The organism is Mesorhizobium sp. WSM4904 (genome assembly GCF_029674545.1).
Classification (GTDB): domain Bacteria; phylum Pseudomonadota; class Alphaproteobacteria; order Rhizobiales; family Rhizobiaceae; genus Mesorhizobium.
Map to the genome: position 1 here is coordinate 6,249,391 of NZ_CP121354.1, position 14,030 is coordinate 6,263,420.

Genomic DNA, 14,030 nt, shown 5'->3' on the forward strand with positions numbered 1-14,030 from the left:
TCAATCGCGAGATGGGCTGGGACGAGGACATTATCAGCGTTCTCCGAACTCGCCGAAGCTCTTCGCTTCTTTCAGGCGCCGCTTATGTCGCTGCTTCTCCTGAGCAGGCGAGATTCCCTCACTCACCATGCGGCGCGCGTCGAGACACAGCTCCCTCGCACGGGCGAGTGTTATACCGTCCGGCCCATATTGTCCGAGCGTTACAGTTTCGCGCCGGCCGTTCATCCGGTAGTCGTATCGGAAGGTCAGCGCGCCCGAGCTTTTGACGAGGACGTACATACCGTCACGGTTCGTGACCTTGTAATCTTTTGCCTTAGATTTCAGATGCTTAAGCGCCGTGTCCGTCAGCAAGGCGACCTCCATTTCTGGCGGAAATCGACCGATTTGCGGCTAAAAGACCGTCAAGCAAAAATCGGCCTACTAGAACGCTGCTTTTCCTAACGAATTCAGCGCGTTAGCTTCCGAAAAAAGACCGTCATCGGCTGAATTGGGCTGACGGTATTGCGATTTTGGCGCTCGGACAAGAAAATGCATACCGTCAAAAAGACCGTCGGAGCGGTCCTTTTGCACGCGATAGTCCGCGATAGATGATGAAGATTTCTGCTTTGAAAATCAGCTACTTAGAGTTGGCTAGCGGTAGTTCGCGATAGGCCGCGAAGGACGCTGAATCATTCCCACTCGATCGTCCCAGGCGGCTTGGACGTTACGTCGTAGACGACGCGGTTGATGCCTTTCACCTCGTTGATGATACGGGTGGCGGCAGCGCCGAGGAAGTTCATGTCGTAGTGGTAGAAGTCGGCGGTCATGCCGTCGACGGACGTTACCGCGCGCAGCGCGCAGACGAACTCATAGGTGCGGCCGTCGCCCATGACGCCGACGGTCTGCACCGGAAGCAGCACGGCAAAGGCCTGCCAGATGGCGTCGTAGAGGCCGGCCTTGCGGATCTCGTCGAGATAGATGGCGTCGGCCTCGCGCAGTATCTCCAGCTTCTCGCGCGTGATGCCGCCCGGGCAGCGTATGGCAAGGCCGGGGCCAGGGAACGGATGGCGGCCGATAAAGCTTTCCGGGAGGCCGAGTTCCTTGCCGAGCGCCCTCACCTCGTCCTTGAACAATTCACGCAGCGGCTCGACCAGCTTCATGTTCATGCGCTCGGGCAGGCCGCCGACATTGTGGTGCGACTTGATCGTCACCGACGGTCCGCCGGAGAACGAGACGCTTTCGATGACGTCCGGATAGAGCGTGCCCTGCGCCAGGAAGTCGGCGCCGCCGAGTTTCTTCGCCTCCTCCTCGAACACTTCGATGAACAGGCGGCCGATGGTCTTGCGCTTCTTCTCGGGATCGCTCTCGCCTTCCAGCGCCGTGATGAAGCGATCGGAGGCGTCGACCAGGATCAGCGGCAGGTTGTAGTGCTGGCGGAACATCTCCACGACACCCTTGGCCTCGTCCTTGCGCATCAGGCCGTGATCGACGAGGATGCAGGTCAACTGGTCGCCGACCGCTTCGTGGATGAGAAGCGCCGCGACGGAGGAGTCGACGCCGCCCGAGAGCGCGCAGATGACCTTGCCCTTGCCGACCTGCTTGCGGATCGTCTCCACCGCGTGCTCGCGGTAGGCGCGCATCGTCCAATCGCCCTCGATGCCGGCGATGTTATGGACGAAGTTCCGGAGCAGCCTGGCGCCGTCCGGCGTGTGCACCACTTCCGGGTGGAACATGATGCCGTACATCTTGCGCTCGATATCGCCGAAGATGGCGAAGGGCGAGCTTTCCGATTTGCCGAGCACCTTGAAGCCCGGCGGCAATTCGATGACGCGGTCGCCATGGCTCATCCACACCTGGTGGCGCTGGCCGGGCGCCCACAGACCTTCGAACAGCGGGCTTTCCTTCTCGATCTCGACGAAGGCGCGGCCGAACTCGCGATGATTGGAGCTTTCGGCGACGCCGCCCATCTGCACGCAGAGCGCCATCTGGCCGTAACAGATGCCGAGCACCGGCACGCTGGCGTCGAAGACGATCTGCGGCGCGCGCGGGCTGCCGATATCGGTGGTCGAGGCCGGGCCGCCCGACAGGATCACCGCTTTCGGGTTGATGCGCTTGAAGGCAGCTTCGGCCGATTGGAACGGCACGATCTCGGAAAAGACGCCGGCCTCGCGGATGCGGCGGGCAATGAGCTGCGTGAACTGGCTGCCGAAATCGACAATCAGGACGGTGTCGGGATGATTGGCTGTCGTCGTCATGGCGAGCCTTTAGAGAAAGAAACGAGTCGGCGCAATGGGTTGTGCGGTCGCACAGCTTACTCCGGTACCGATGCTTCTTCCGATGCGTCGGCCGGTCCGGCGTCGAGAGAGCGCAAGGCATCCATGAGCGCCGCGAAACGCTCTCGGCCGATGCGGTCTATGTAGTCCCGTTCGATCTCGAGCTTGATGCGGTCGCCGTCGCGCAAGGCATCCAAGCCCTTGCGCGTATAACGTACAAGCTTGCCGCGCCCATCCCGTGGGTCGGGAAACCGCTCCAGCACGCCTTCCGCCTCCAGCCCGTCGAGCAATTGCTGAACCGCCTGCTTGGAGGTGGCCGAGCGCTCGATCAATGCCGACTGGCGCGTGCCGTTGCGAGGGATGTGCCCGAGCAGCCCGGCACGCGCTTCGCTGAACCAGGCGTGGCCGGCGGCCCGCATGGCCGCAGAAAATTCCGCCTGCCATGCACGGCTCGCCCGCCATAGCCGCCAGCCGACATGATCGGGCAACGCCCCGATTTTTTCGTCAAGCTCCTTGACCATCTGATCTGTGCTCCATATAGTCAAGATACTTGACGATATTCATGCCGTCGAGACTCTTCGGAACGCGAACCCACGGACAGGGACAATGACGATACTGAACAGGGACACGCTGGCTGTTATCATGGTCGGAACCACGCACGTCATCGACATGGGCGGCAAGAACGCCTTCATCCACTATGAAACCGATGATCGGGCACACATGCTTTTGCCGGACGGCACACGCTTCCACGGACTTTGGAGGCTGCTGGACGACGGCTACAGGGTCGAATGGAAAGACGGTCCCGCCGGCACGTGGAAGCTCGATCATACACCGGGAGCGATCGACTATATCGATGCGACCGGCGCCGCCCGTGGACGCATTGCACGCATCGATTTCGGCGATCCGCAGCGCCTGGCTGCTTGATCCCAATAGCTCTCAGCCATCCAGCAGACCACCGCCGATCGCCTGCTCGAGCAAACCTATTGCCGCGGCCAGCTTTTCGTCGATGACGTGCAGATACTCCGTCCAGTCGCCGACGTGCCTGAGATCGGCGGCGCCGTCGGAAATGCCGCGCAGGCCGATCAGCGGCACGCCGAACAGCTGGCAGGCGCGCAGGCAGGCGAAGGTCTCCATGTCGACCATGTCGGCGTCGATCGCGTCATAGGCGGCGCCGGTGACGATCGCACCACCGGTCGACAGCGTCGCGCTCCTGATGCCGGGGATGACAAAGGGCAGCGGCACCGTCACCGGCAGGTCGAGGAACGGCGTGGCGCCCCTCTCGAAGCCGAGCGGGGAGGCGTCGATGTCGCGGTAGCTCACCGACACGGCCTGGTAGATTTCGGTCTGCTCCAACGTCCGGCTTCCCGCGGAACCGAGCGAGACGACGAGATCCGGGAGCGCGTCCTGCGCCTTGAGCGCCGCAAGCTCCGCGCCCAGCCGCACCGCGGCCTCGACCGGACCGACGCCGGTCATCAGCGGCGTGAAAAGCCCCTTGAGATGCGGCCCGTATTCGGCCTCCGCGGCCATGACGAAGAGAACGGACTTGCCCGAAAGACGTGACGCTTTATCGGTCATGACGCTCTACCTCTTGTCTGTTGCCCGGCGAAGAGAAAGGGCAACGTGCCCTCGCCCAGCCCTTCGCTATGGCTCCGGGCTTTCGTCGCTCGAAAAAGCCCATTTGGCGGCTTTTCGTTCGCTACGGGACCGCTCCTCACCCCTCAATACCGTCGCGGCCGACAACCGTCATCATCGTGCCGGTCATGGTGGCGATCAGCTTGGCCTCGCCGTCGGCCGCGAAGGCGTAGGCCTGGCCGTCGGCAACGATGATGGTGCGGCCGGGCTTTGTCACCGAGCCGCGGAACAGGAAGCGCTCGCCCCTGCCCGGCGCGAGCAGATTGACCTTGAATTCGATGGTCAGCACGCTGGAATTCTGCGGCATCAACGAGAACGCGGCGTAGCCGCAGGCCGAGTCCAGCGCGGTCGAGATGACGCCGGCATGCAGGAAGCCGTGCTGCTGGGTGAGCGACGGCGCGTAAGGCATCTCGATCTCGATGATGCCGGGCGTGACCAGCGTCAGTTCCGCGCCAATGGTGGCCATCGCCTTTTGGCGGGCAAAGGAAGTCCTGACACGATCCTCATAGTCGGGAGCGGGTACGATCTTGGCTGCCATGGCCCTTCGCCTTCACGTTTGCTGGCGAAGCTTATTGCAGAGGCAGCCAAGACAGGCAATCTCTTATGTTGCAGCGCAGCAAAACGCCGCCTGCCCTCAGGCTGCCCTGCGCAGGGCATGGAAATAGAAGCCGTCGGTGCCGCTGAGCGCCGGCGACAGCGAGATGCCGCCGGTGCCGGCGATGCGCGCAGCGTCTTCATGGCCGGGGAAACGGGCATCCCAAAGCTCTCGATGGTCGACCGGCGCAAACTCGCCGTTGCGTTCGCGGAAGGCCGCGACCTGCTCGCCGTTTTCGGCATCGAACACCGAGCAGGTGATGTAGACGAGCAACCCGCCGGGTTTCACAAAAGCCTGCGCCGTGTCGAGGATCGCCTGCTGCTCGCCCTTGCGGGCGTCGAGCTGCCTTTCGGTCAACCGCCACTTGGCGTCGGGCCGGCGGCGCCAGGTGCCGCTGCCGGTGCAGGGCGCGTCGATGAGCACGATGTCCATATGCGCGGTGAGCGGCGTGAGCTCGGCGGGCTTGCTGACGATCTGGATATTGCGGCTGTGCGCGCGACGGATGCGTTCGAAGATCGGCGCCAGCCGCACCTTCTCCGCGTCGTGGGCGAAAAGCTGGCCTGTATTGCCCATCTCGGCCGACAGCGCCAGCGTCTTGCCGCCGGCGCCTGCGCAATAGTCGAGCACCTGCATGCCGGGCGCGGCACCCGCAAGTGCGGCAGCAAGCTGCGAACCCTCGTCCTGCACTTCGAACCAGCCTTTCTGGAAGGCTGGCTCGGCCTGGACGTTCGGATGCCTGCCGTCGCCGTCGATCGGCGGGATGCGGATGCCGAGCGGCGCGATCGCTGCAGGTGCTGCACCCGTGCCCTTGAGTTCGGCCAGCACCTTGCCACGGTCTGACAGCAAGGCATTGACCCTAAGATCCAGCGGCGGACGCGTCGCAAGAGCCGCCCCCTCCTCGACCCAATCTTCGCCATAGGCCTGCTCGAGCAGCGGCGCGCACCAGTCCGGAACATCGGCCCGCACGGCGTCGGGCGCATCGGCGAGCCTGCGCTCGGCCGCGGCTTTCAGTTCGGCGGCGCTGAGCAGCGGCGGCGCGAACTTGTCGCCGTCGAGCGCCTCGTTCAGCGACCGCGCAGTCTGGCCCCATTCCAGGAGCAGCGCGCCGAAGCCGGTGGCGCGGGGCGTGTCCTCGCCGAAGAGCCAGCCGGCCGAGCGCCTGCGGCGCAGCGCGTCGTAGACGATGTTGCCGATCGCCGCCCGGTCGCCGCCGCCGGCAAAGCGATGCGACAGGCCCCAGTCGCGCAGAGCGTCGGCCACCGGCCGGTGGCGCCTGCCGATGTCTTCCAGCACTTCGATGGCCGCCGCCAGCCTTCCGCCCAGTCTCATTCCTGCTTCCGTCTACCGTTGCTTTCAGCCCTGCTCTTAGAGCCTTTCCTGCTCCGATTGAAACAGTTCTGTTGCGGCGAGGCCAAAACGACCTGTCCAACGCCATGCTGCCTGCAACAGACGGAATGCTTTTTCGCAGCAGTCGGCCGCCGACGGAAAACAAGAACAAATCGATGGGAACATGAAACTTTTCTAATGTTTTGACTGGCGGATACAAGCAAGCCTGCTGGATTAACCACTCAGCTTTCCAAGTTTTGCCGGCAGGAATACTCTTTCGCCTGTGATTCGCGGCGCGGGAAACGCGCTTTGACGGATCCTCACGAGGAGAGGGCAATGAAGACTTATCTGGCAGAAGTTCTAGGCACGTTTTTGTTGGTGTTCATCGGTACGGCCTCCGTGGTCACGGGCGGTTTCGGCGGCGCGCTGCCGCTCGGCCAGGAAGGCATCGGCCTGGCGTTCGGCATCGGCCTGATCGCGGCGGCCTATGCGATCGGCCCGATCTCGGGCGCGCATCTCAATCCGGCGGTGACGCTCGGCGTGTTCCTCGCGGGACGGATGCCAGCCAAGGATGTCGTCCCTTACTGGATCGCGCAGGTCATCGGCGCCATCATCGCTTCGCTGGCGCTGTGGATCATCGTCACCGGCCAGGCGGGCGGCCACACCGGCGGTTTCGGCGCCAATGGCTGGGACGAGGCGAAATGGGGCATGAGCTCGGCCTTCCTGTGGGAGCTGATCGGCACCTTCACCTTCGTCACCGTCATTCTCGGCGTCACCAACGCCAAGCATACGACGGCCTTTGCGGGTCTGGTCATCGGCCTGACGCTGGCAGGGATTCACTTCGCCATGATCCCGGTGACGGGCACCTCGGTCAACCCGGCGCGCTCGATCGGCCCGGCGCTGTTCTCGGGCGGCGCGGCGCTCAGCCAGCTCTGGCTGTTCATCGTCGCACCGTTGATCGGCGGCGCCATTGCCGGCGTCGTCGCCAAGGCGGGAATCTTCGAAAAAGACTGATATCTCGGTTTCTTGAAGCAATTCCGGACGGAAACCGCCGTACACTTTTCTGGGAATTGCTTCGGCTCAATGCAAAAGGCGCGGGCCTGAACCCGCGCCTTTTTCTTTGGGAGGATGAGCCCTAAAGCGCATCGCGATCTTTCAGATTCGCTCTGTGCGCTTTAGGTTTTGGTTTTATGCATGTCTTTGTCCCGAAACCGGTTCCCACTTTCGGGAGACATGCTTTACTTCGCGGCGATCTCGAAACGGTCGAGGTTCATCACCTTCGTCCAGGCCTTGACGAAGTCCTTGACGAACTTCTGCTTGGCGTCGGCCGAGCCGTAGACCTCGGCCAGCGCACGCAATTGCGAGTGCGAGCCGAAGATCAGATCGGCGCGCGTGCCGGTCCATTTGACCTGCTTGGTCTTGCGGTCGCGCGCCTCATAGACCTCCTCCGCGCCGGGCTCGGTGCCCGCAGCCGGATCCCAGACCGTCGCCATCGAAAGCAGATTGACGAAGAAGTCGTTGGTCAGCGTCCCGGGCTTGTCGGTGAACACGCCATGCTTGGAGCCGCCGGCGTTGGCGCCGAGCACACGCAGGCCGCCGACCAGCACCGTCATTTCCGGCGCCGTCAGCGTCAGCAGCTGCGCGCGGTCGACCAGCATCGCCTCGACGGACATCGGCAGCTTGCCGCGGACGTAGCTGCGGAAGCCGTCGGCCCTCGGCTCGAGCGCCGCGAAGGACTCGACATCCGTCTGCTCCTGCGAGGCATCCATCCGGCCCGGCGTGAATGGCACCTTCACTTCATTGCCGCCATCCTTGGCGGCCTTCTCGACCGCGGCGACGCCGCCGAGCACGATGAGATCGGCAAGCGAGACCTTCTTGTCGCCCGTCTGCGCCGCGTTGAACTCCTCCTGGATGGCTTCGAGCTTCGCCAGCACCTTCGACAGTTGAGCCGGCTGATTGACGTCCCAGTCCTTCTGGGGCGCAAGGCGGATGCGGCCGCCATTGGCGCCGCCGCGCTTGTCCGAGCCGCGGAAGGTCGAGGCGGAAGCCCAGGCGGTCGAGACCAGCTCGGAGACCGAGAGGCCGGAGGCCAGGATCTTCGCCTTCAGCGCGGCGATGTCCGCTTCGCTCACCAGCTCGTGGTCGATCGCCGGGATCGGATCCTGCCAGATCAGCTCTTCCTTCGGCACGAGCGGGCCGAGATAGCGAACCACCGGCCCCATGTCGCGATGGGTGAGCTTGAACCAGGCGCGGGCGAAGGCGTCGGCAAACTGGTCGGGATGCTGGTGGAAGCGGCGCGCAATCTTCTCATAGGCTGGGTCGAAGCGCAGCGAGAGGTCGGTGGTGAGCATGGCCGGCGCATGGTGCTTGGATGCATTGTGCGCGTCCGGCACCGTGCCGGCGCCGGCGCCGCCTTTCGGCGTCCACTGATTGGCGCCGGCCGGGCTCTTCGTCAGCTCCCATTCGTAGTTGAACAGGTTGTCGAAGAAATTGTTGCTCCATTTGGTCGGCGTCGTGGTCCAGGTGACCTCGAGGCCCGAAGTGATGGCGTCGCCGGCAATGCCGCTGGCATATTTGCTCGACCAGCCGAGGCCCTGCGCCTCGATGCCGGCGCCTTCCGGCTCCACGCCCACAAGTGCTGCATCACCAGCGCCGTGCGTCTTGCCGAACGTGTGGCCGCCGGCGATCAGCGCCACGGTCTCCTCGTCATTCATCGCCATGCGGCGGAAGGTCTCGCGAATGTCGCGCGCAGCCGCGAGCGGGTCCGGCTTGCCGTTCGGGCCTTCCGGGTTGACGTAAATCAGGCCCATCTGCACCGCGCCGAGATGGCCTTGCAGCTCGCGGTCGCCGGAATAGCGCTGGTCGTCCAGCCACTTGGTTTCGGAACCCCAGTCGACGTCCTGCTCCGGCTCCCAGACATCGGCGCGGCCGCCGGCGAAACCGAAGGTCTTGAAGCCCATCGATTCCAACGCGACGTTGCCGGCGAGGATCATCAGGTCGGCCCAGGAGATCTTGCGGCCGTATTTTTGCTTGACCGGCCAGAGCAGCCGGCGGGCCTTGTCGAGATTGGCATTGTCCGGCCAGCTGTTGAGCGGCGCGAACCGCTGCTGACCGGCGCCGGCGCCGCCGCGGCCGTCGCCGATGCGATAGGTGCCGGCGCTGTGCCAAGCCATGCGAATGAACAGCGGTCCGTAGTGACCGAAGTCGGCCGGCCACCAGTCCTGCGAATCGGTCATGACATGGGTGAGGTCCTTGATCACCGCGTCGAGATCGAGACTCGCAAATTCCTTGGCATAGTCGAAATCCTCGCCCATCGGGTCCGAGAGGTTCGACTGCTGATGAAGAACGGCAAGGTCGAGCTGGTTCGGCCACCAATCGCGATTGGTCCTGCCGGCGGATCCATGCGCCACAGGGCATTTGCCAGCGCTGTTGTCGTCGGTTTTCGCGTCCATCTTACTCTCCGAGGTTGAATTTTTGCCGAGATTGATACTGCGCGGATTTCTGGGCCAGCCAGCGGCCGCGCCAATCTGGAATGATTCCAGACTAGGTCGGCTTGGCGATAAAGACAAATTGCCTTTGCTATTTTTTCCGATAGGATTTTCTTATGATTGGTCTCACCGTCCGACAGATGCTCTATTTCGACGCGCTGGCGCAAACGCTGCATTTCGGCCACGCCGCGAAGCTCGCCGGCGTCAGCCAGCCGGCGCTCTCCGCCCAGATTTCGGAAATGGAGCAACGGCTGAACTGCCTCCTGTTCGAGCGCGGCGGCAGGACGGTGCGGATGACCGACGAAGCGATTGCCCTGCAGCCGCGCATCGAGCGCATACTCGCCGACATACGTGACGTCGAGACGACTGCCAGGCGTGGCCGTCCCGCCATGGAAGGCCGCTTCCGGCTGGGCATCATCCCGACGGTTGCGCCCTATCTCCTGCCGCGGGTGCTGCCGGAATTGAAGAGGCACTTCCCCGCCCTGCAGCTCGAGCTACGCGAGGCGGTGACCGCATCGCTGGTCGAGGACAACGTCTCGGGTCGGCTCGACGCGTTCATCGCCGCGCTGCCGCTCGACTATCCCGGGCTCGCCACCGAGGAGCTTTTCCCCGACCGCTTCTTCCTCGCCGTGCCGGCGGGCGACCCCGCCTTCGCCTCGCCGCCGGTGCCGCCGGAAAGCCCGGCGCTGGAGCGACTGATGCTCTTGGAAGAAGGCCACTGCCTGCGCGAGCAGGCTTTGGCCGTCTGCGGCAACGTGCGGCCGGTGGCGATGGCAAGCTATGGCGCCACCAGTCTCACTACACTCCTGCAGATGGTGGCGCACGGGCTGGGGGTGACGCTGGTGCCGGAAATGGCCGCAAGTGCCGCCGGCGTCATGCCGGACTTGAGGATCGTGCCGTTCCAGGAACCGATGCCGCAGCGCATGATCTGCCTCGCATGGCGGAAGAACAAGGTGCGCCAGGACGAATGCCTGGAGCTGGCGAAGATCATACGGGGCTTGGATGCAGCGGTGCTGGCGAGCTAACGCCGGCGTCGCCAGCTTGTCCTCATCCCGGATCCGATCGGCAAGCTTCACGGCACAAATATCAGAAACACGTAGGTAAAAAACACCACGATATGAACCATTCCCGTCAGGAACGTCGTTCTTTCGGTGCTGAAGCTTACGTTGCATATGAGGAGCGCCAAGACCAAAAGGACCGCGTCAGCCGACGGAAGCCCCAAGGTCAAGCCTCTGCCCGTCAGCAGGCTGGCGGCCGCGACCGCCGGTATCGTCAGACCGATCGTGGCGCAAGCCGAACCCATCGCGACGTTCAAGCCGCGCTGCAGCTCATTGTTGAGCGAGGCGCGAACCGCCGAAATGGCCTCCGGCATCAAAACCAGCCCCGCGATCAACGCTCCCACGATACTGTCGGCCTGGGTCACCTGGTAGGCAACGAGCGTGTCCTCGACACCCGCGGCGACCTGCTCGGCGAGCATGACGATTCCGACCAGCCCGCTCAACAGCAGCAGGAGGCCGACGGAAACGCTTTCGTGAGGGGCGGTTCGCGTCGAAACCTCGTGCGCCTGTTCCTGGACGAAGTCTTCCCGGTGCCGGACGGTCTGGGCGAACACGAAACTTGCATAGAGCAGCACCGAAAGGACGCTTACAAAACCAAGCTGAGCTGCCGAAAACGTGCCGGGATCCGTCGTTTGAGTGTAGGTCGGCAGCACAAGCGTCATGACGGTCAGGGCAACCAGAACCGCCAGATACGCGCTGGTCCCCTGGCGAACGATTGCCTGCTTGCGATGACGCCAGCCGCCAAGCGTGAGGCACGTGCCGACAACGCCGGTGGAGGCGATCATCACCGTCGAGAAAACGGACTCGCGTGCCAGTGTCGGGTTGTTCGCTCCATGCAGCATCATGGACACGATGATCGACACTTCGATCGCCGTCACGGCAAAGGTCAGCACCAATGTTCCGTACGGCTCCCCCACGCGCCGGGCCACTGCCTCGGCGTGGTCGAGCACCACGAAAATGGTGGTGAACATGATCGCGCTCGAAAGCGCCCCAACGAGAATCCTGACGCTCAGCGAACCTTCGTCCACCGAAAAACCGCTGGCTCTGACCGCGACAGCCATCACCAGGGCGATCAATGGCATCGCGTAGGAAGTCGCCGACCGTGCGGAACCAGTCATTCAAGCCCCCCAAACGCCGTGCGTTTCCGCGAACTTAGCGGAAAAGCACGTCGGGAGCACCTCTCACGGGCATCTTTGCCTGCCAAGCGCAGCATTCAAAACACGATCGAGGACTGGGCACCATTTTCGGCATCGAATGTCACAATGGCCGTGCGAACCGCCCCACAGAATCTTTCCAGAAGTTCCGGCTCGCTCCCCAGTCGACGGCGCAACGACAAGGGCACTTCCAGCTGTGCTCCTTTCCCCGTCAATCCTCGGTTGACGATGTTCGAATCCTGGATACCTGGAAAGGGATGGTTGTCCTTTTTCGTCTGGAAATCGGCCTCCTGTAGACGCCAGGCTATCACCGAAACCAACGCAGCGTCTTTGCCTCCCAAGTAGACTGTCGAGGGGTCGTCCCGATCCTGACGACCGTGGATAGCGACGACAGTGGACTTCGTCCGCAACAGTTCCAGCGCGGACTCCTCGTCAAAGTTCCTGGACGTTATGTGCAGCTCTCGGTTGCTCTCCGGCATGAGCCCTTCAAAGCAATACATATCGAGATCGCGCCCTGCTATCGCCTCGGTGATCAAGGAGGTGCGGGGCTCGATCTTGCCGCCATGCGGGGCCATGACGATCGCACTGCCGGTTCGGCCTCCGCGCCGGACGACTATGCGATAATCTATGTTTTCGATTTTGGCGGCTTTCAGCGCCGCGAAATTGGAAACTCGTTGTCCATAGATGCCGTTTCACGCCGTCTTCTGCGCCACCAACCCCAGTTCCTCGACCATCGCCTCGCGCATCAGGAATTTTTGCGGCTTGCCGGTCACCGTCATCGGCAGTTCGGTGCGGAAGCGGATGTAGCGCGGCACCTTGTAGTGCGCGATCTGGCCGGCGCAGAAGGCCTTGATTTCCTGCTCGGTAGCGATCTGACCGGGCTTCAGCACGATCCAGGCGCAGAGTTCCTCGCCATACTTGTCGTCGGGGATGCCGAAGACCTGCACTTCCTTGATCTTGGGATGACGATAGAGGAATTCCTCGACCTCGCGCGGATAGACGTTCTCGCCGCCGCGGATGACCATGTCCTTCACCCGGCCGACGATGTTGCAATAGCCTTCCGCGTCTATTGTTGCGAGGTCGCCGGTGTGCATCCAGCCGTCGGCGTCGACCGCTTCGCGTGTCTTCTCGGCGTCGTCCCAATAGCCCTTCATCACAGAATAGCCGCGCGTGCAGAGCTCGCCAGGCGCGCCGGCCGCGACGGTCGCGCCGTCGGCGCCGACCGCCTTGACCTCGACATGCGGATGGATGCGGCCGACGGTGGAGACGCGCTTGTCCAACGGGTCGTCGACGCTGCTCTGGAAGGAGACCGGGCTGGTCTCGGTCATGCCATAGGCGATGGTCACTTGGCTCATATGCATCAGCGACACGACCTTCTTCATCACCTCGATCGGGCATGGCGAGCCGGCCATGATGCCGGTGCGCAGGCTGGAGAGGTCGAAGGTCGGGAAATCGGCGTGATCGAGCATGGCGACGAACATGGTCGGCACGCCATAGACGCCTGTGCAGCGCTCCTGCGCGATCGCCTTGAGCGTCGCGCCGGCGTCAAAACCTTCGCCTGGGAAGACCATGGTCGCGCCCTTGGTGACGCAGCCCATCGTGCCCATCGACATGCCGAAGCAATGATAGAGCGGCACCGGGATGCACAGCCGGTCGTCGACGGTGAGCCTGATGGCCGAAGTGACGAAATTGCCGTTGTTGACGATATTCAAGTGGGTGAGCGTCGCGCCCTTCGGCGCGCCCGTCGTACCTGACGTGAACTGGATGTTGATGGCGTCGCCGGGCTTCAGGCTTTCGGAAATGCGATCGAGGCTGTCATGCTCGTCGCGGCCGGCCATGGCGAGCACATCGCCGAAATTGAACATGCCGGGCGAATTGTCGTCGCCCATGCGAATGACGATCTTCAGCGACGGCAGCTTTCTTGCCTTGAGCTTGCCCGGCTCGGCAGTGGCGATCTCCGGCGCCAGCGTCTCGATCATGCCGAGATAGTCGGAGGTCTTGAAGCTGACGGCGGTGACCAGCGCCTTACAAGCGACCTTGTTGAGGGCATATTCCAGCTCGGTCAGCCGGTAGGCCGGATTGATATTGACCAGGATCAGGCCGATGCGCGCGGTGGCGAACTGCGTTACCAGCCATTCCCAGCGGTTGGGCGACCAGATGCCGACGCGATCGCCCTTCTCCAACCCGAGCGCCAGAAAGCCGGCGGCTAAAGCATCGACCGTGTCCGAAAGCTCGCTCCAGGTGAAGCGCTTGTCCTGGCCGACGAAGACGGCGGCGTCGAGCGTGGCGTATCTGCTCACCGTATCGGAAAACAGTTCCGGAATGGTCTTGTCGAGCAAGGGCACCGAGCGATCGCCCGAAACATGCGCCCTGCCGTCCAGCGGAGCGATGAAGGTGCCTCCGCGCCCCCGCAGATTGCTGGCGCTCTTGAGCTCGTCGAGATTGATCGCCATCGCCGTCTCCTCCCGGGATGCGTGAGCCTATCAGCCGATGGCGGCGGTGGAAATCCGCCAAAGGTCCCCCTC

The 14,030-nt window shown here is 63.3% G+C and carries 12 protein-coding genes and 1 pseudogene; 3 read left to right on the forward strand and 10 right to left on the reverse strand.

From position 1 onward, the window contains the following. Positions 1 to 36: 36 nt before the first annotated feature. The 3 genes and pseudogenes from QAZ47_RS30270 to QAZ47_RS30280 all read right to left on the reverse strand — a co-directional run. Positions 37 to 351: pseudogene (locus QAZ47_RS30270) on the reverse strand (Arm DNA-binding domain-containing protein); the annotation flags it as partial. A gap of 317 nt (positions 352 to 668) precedes the next feature. Next, positions 669 to 2,234 carry a glutamine-hydrolyzing GMP synthase gene (gene guaA / locus QAZ47_RS30275; protein ID WP_278231824.1) on the reverse strand — a complete coding sequence of 522 codons (1,566 nt, stop codon included), beginning with the start codon at positions 2,232 to 2,234 and terminating at the stop codon, positions 669 to 671. Between the two features lie 56 nt (positions 2,235 to 2,290). Continuing rightward, positions 2,291 to 2,773 carry a MarR family winged helix-turn-helix transcriptional regulator gene (locus QAZ47_RS30280; RefSeq protein ID WP_278231825.1) on the reverse strand — a complete coding sequence of 161 codons (483 nt, stop codon included), beginning with the start codon at positions 2,771 to 2,773 and terminating at the stop codon, positions 2,291 to 2,293. Between the two features lie 85 nt (positions 2,774 to 2,858). Here QAZ47_RS30280 and QAZ47_RS30285 point away from each other — a divergent pair, with 85 nt between their 5' ends. Next, positions 2,859 to 3,176: a hypothetical protein gene (locus tag QAZ47_RS30285; RefSeq protein WP_278231826.1), complete on the forward strand. Its 318-nt coding sequence runs from the start codon at positions 2,859 to 2,861 to the stop codon at positions 3,174 to 3,176. A 12-nt stretch (positions 3,177 to 3,188) separates the two neighbouring features. Here QAZ47_RS30285 and QAZ47_RS30290 read toward each other — a convergent pair whose 3' ends face one another. From QAZ47_RS30290 to QAZ47_RS30300, 3 genes are all read right to left on the reverse strand, one after another. Next, entirely contained in the window at positions 3,189 to 3,827 is a 639-nt protein-coding gene (locus QAZ47_RS30290; protein ID WP_278231827.1) for a 5'-methylthioadenosine/S-adenosylhomocysteine nucleosidase, read from the reverse strand. 136 nt (positions 3,828 to 3,963) lie between these two features. Continuing rightward, entirely contained in the window at positions 3,964 to 4,422 is a 459-nt protein-coding gene (locus QAZ47_RS30295; RefSeq protein WP_040973884.1) for a PaaI family thioesterase, read from the reverse strand. Between the two features lie 96 nt (positions 4,423 to 4,518). Further along, positions 4,519 to 5,808 carry an RsmB/NOP family class I SAM-dependent RNA methyltransferase gene (locus QAZ47_RS30300; RefSeq protein ID WP_278231828.1) on the reverse strand — a complete coding sequence of 430 codons (1,290 nt, stop codon included), beginning with the start codon at positions 5,806 to 5,808 and terminating at the stop codon, positions 4,519 to 4,521. A gap of 333 nt (positions 5,809 to 6,141) precedes the next feature. Here QAZ47_RS30300 and QAZ47_RS30305 point away from each other — a divergent pair, with 333 nt between their 5' ends. After that, positions 6,142 to 6,819: an MIP family channel protein gene (locus QAZ47_RS30305; protein ID WP_278204603.1), complete on the forward strand. Its 678-nt coding sequence runs from the start codon at positions 6,142 to 6,144 to the stop codon at positions 6,817 to 6,819. Positions 6,820 to 7,043: 224 nt separating this feature from the next. Here QAZ47_RS30305 and katG read toward each other — a convergent pair whose 3' ends face one another. Next, positions 7,044 to 9,257 (reverse strand): catalase/peroxidase HPI, encoded by a 2,214-nt coding sequence (gene katG, locus QAZ47_RS30310; protein WP_278231829.1) that lies wholly within the window; start codon positions 9,255 to 9,257, stop codon positions 7,044 to 7,046. 152 nt (positions 9,258 to 9,409) lie between these two features. On the opposite strand from katG, the gene QAZ47_RS30315 reads away from it, so the two are divergent. After that, positions 9,410 to 10,318, forward strand: a complete 909-nt coding sequence (locus QAZ47_RS30315; RefSeq protein ID WP_278204606.1) for a hydrogen peroxide-inducible genes activator — start codon at positions 9,410 to 9,412, stop codon at positions 10,316 to 10,318. Positions 10,319 to 10,365: 47 nt separating this feature from the next. Here the strand turns inward: QAZ47_RS30315 and QAZ47_RS30320 are convergent, their stop codons facing one another. From QAZ47_RS30320 to QAZ47_RS30330, 3 genes are all read right to left on the reverse strand, one after another. Next, on the reverse strand, positions 10,366 to 11,469 hold the full coding sequence (locus tag QAZ47_RS30320) for a calcium:proton antiporter (RefSeq protein ID WP_278204608.1): 1,104 nt from the start codon (positions 11,467 to 11,469) through the stop codon (positions 10,366 to 10,368). 95 nt (positions 11,470 to 11,564) lie between these two features. Beyond that, positions 11,565 to 12,191 carry a poly-gamma-glutamate hydrolase family protein gene (locus QAZ47_RS30325; RefSeq protein WP_347566958.1) on the reverse strand — a complete coding sequence of 209 codons (627 nt, stop codon included), beginning with the start codon at positions 12,189 to 12,191 and terminating at the stop codon, positions 11,565 to 11,567. Positions 12,192 to 12,197: 6 nt separating this feature from the next. Further along, entirely contained in the window at positions 12,198 to 13,958 is a 1,761-nt protein-coding gene (locus QAZ47_RS30330) for an AMP-binding protein (protein WP_278231830.1), read from the reverse strand. Positions 13,959 to 14,030 lie beyond the last annotated feature (72 nt).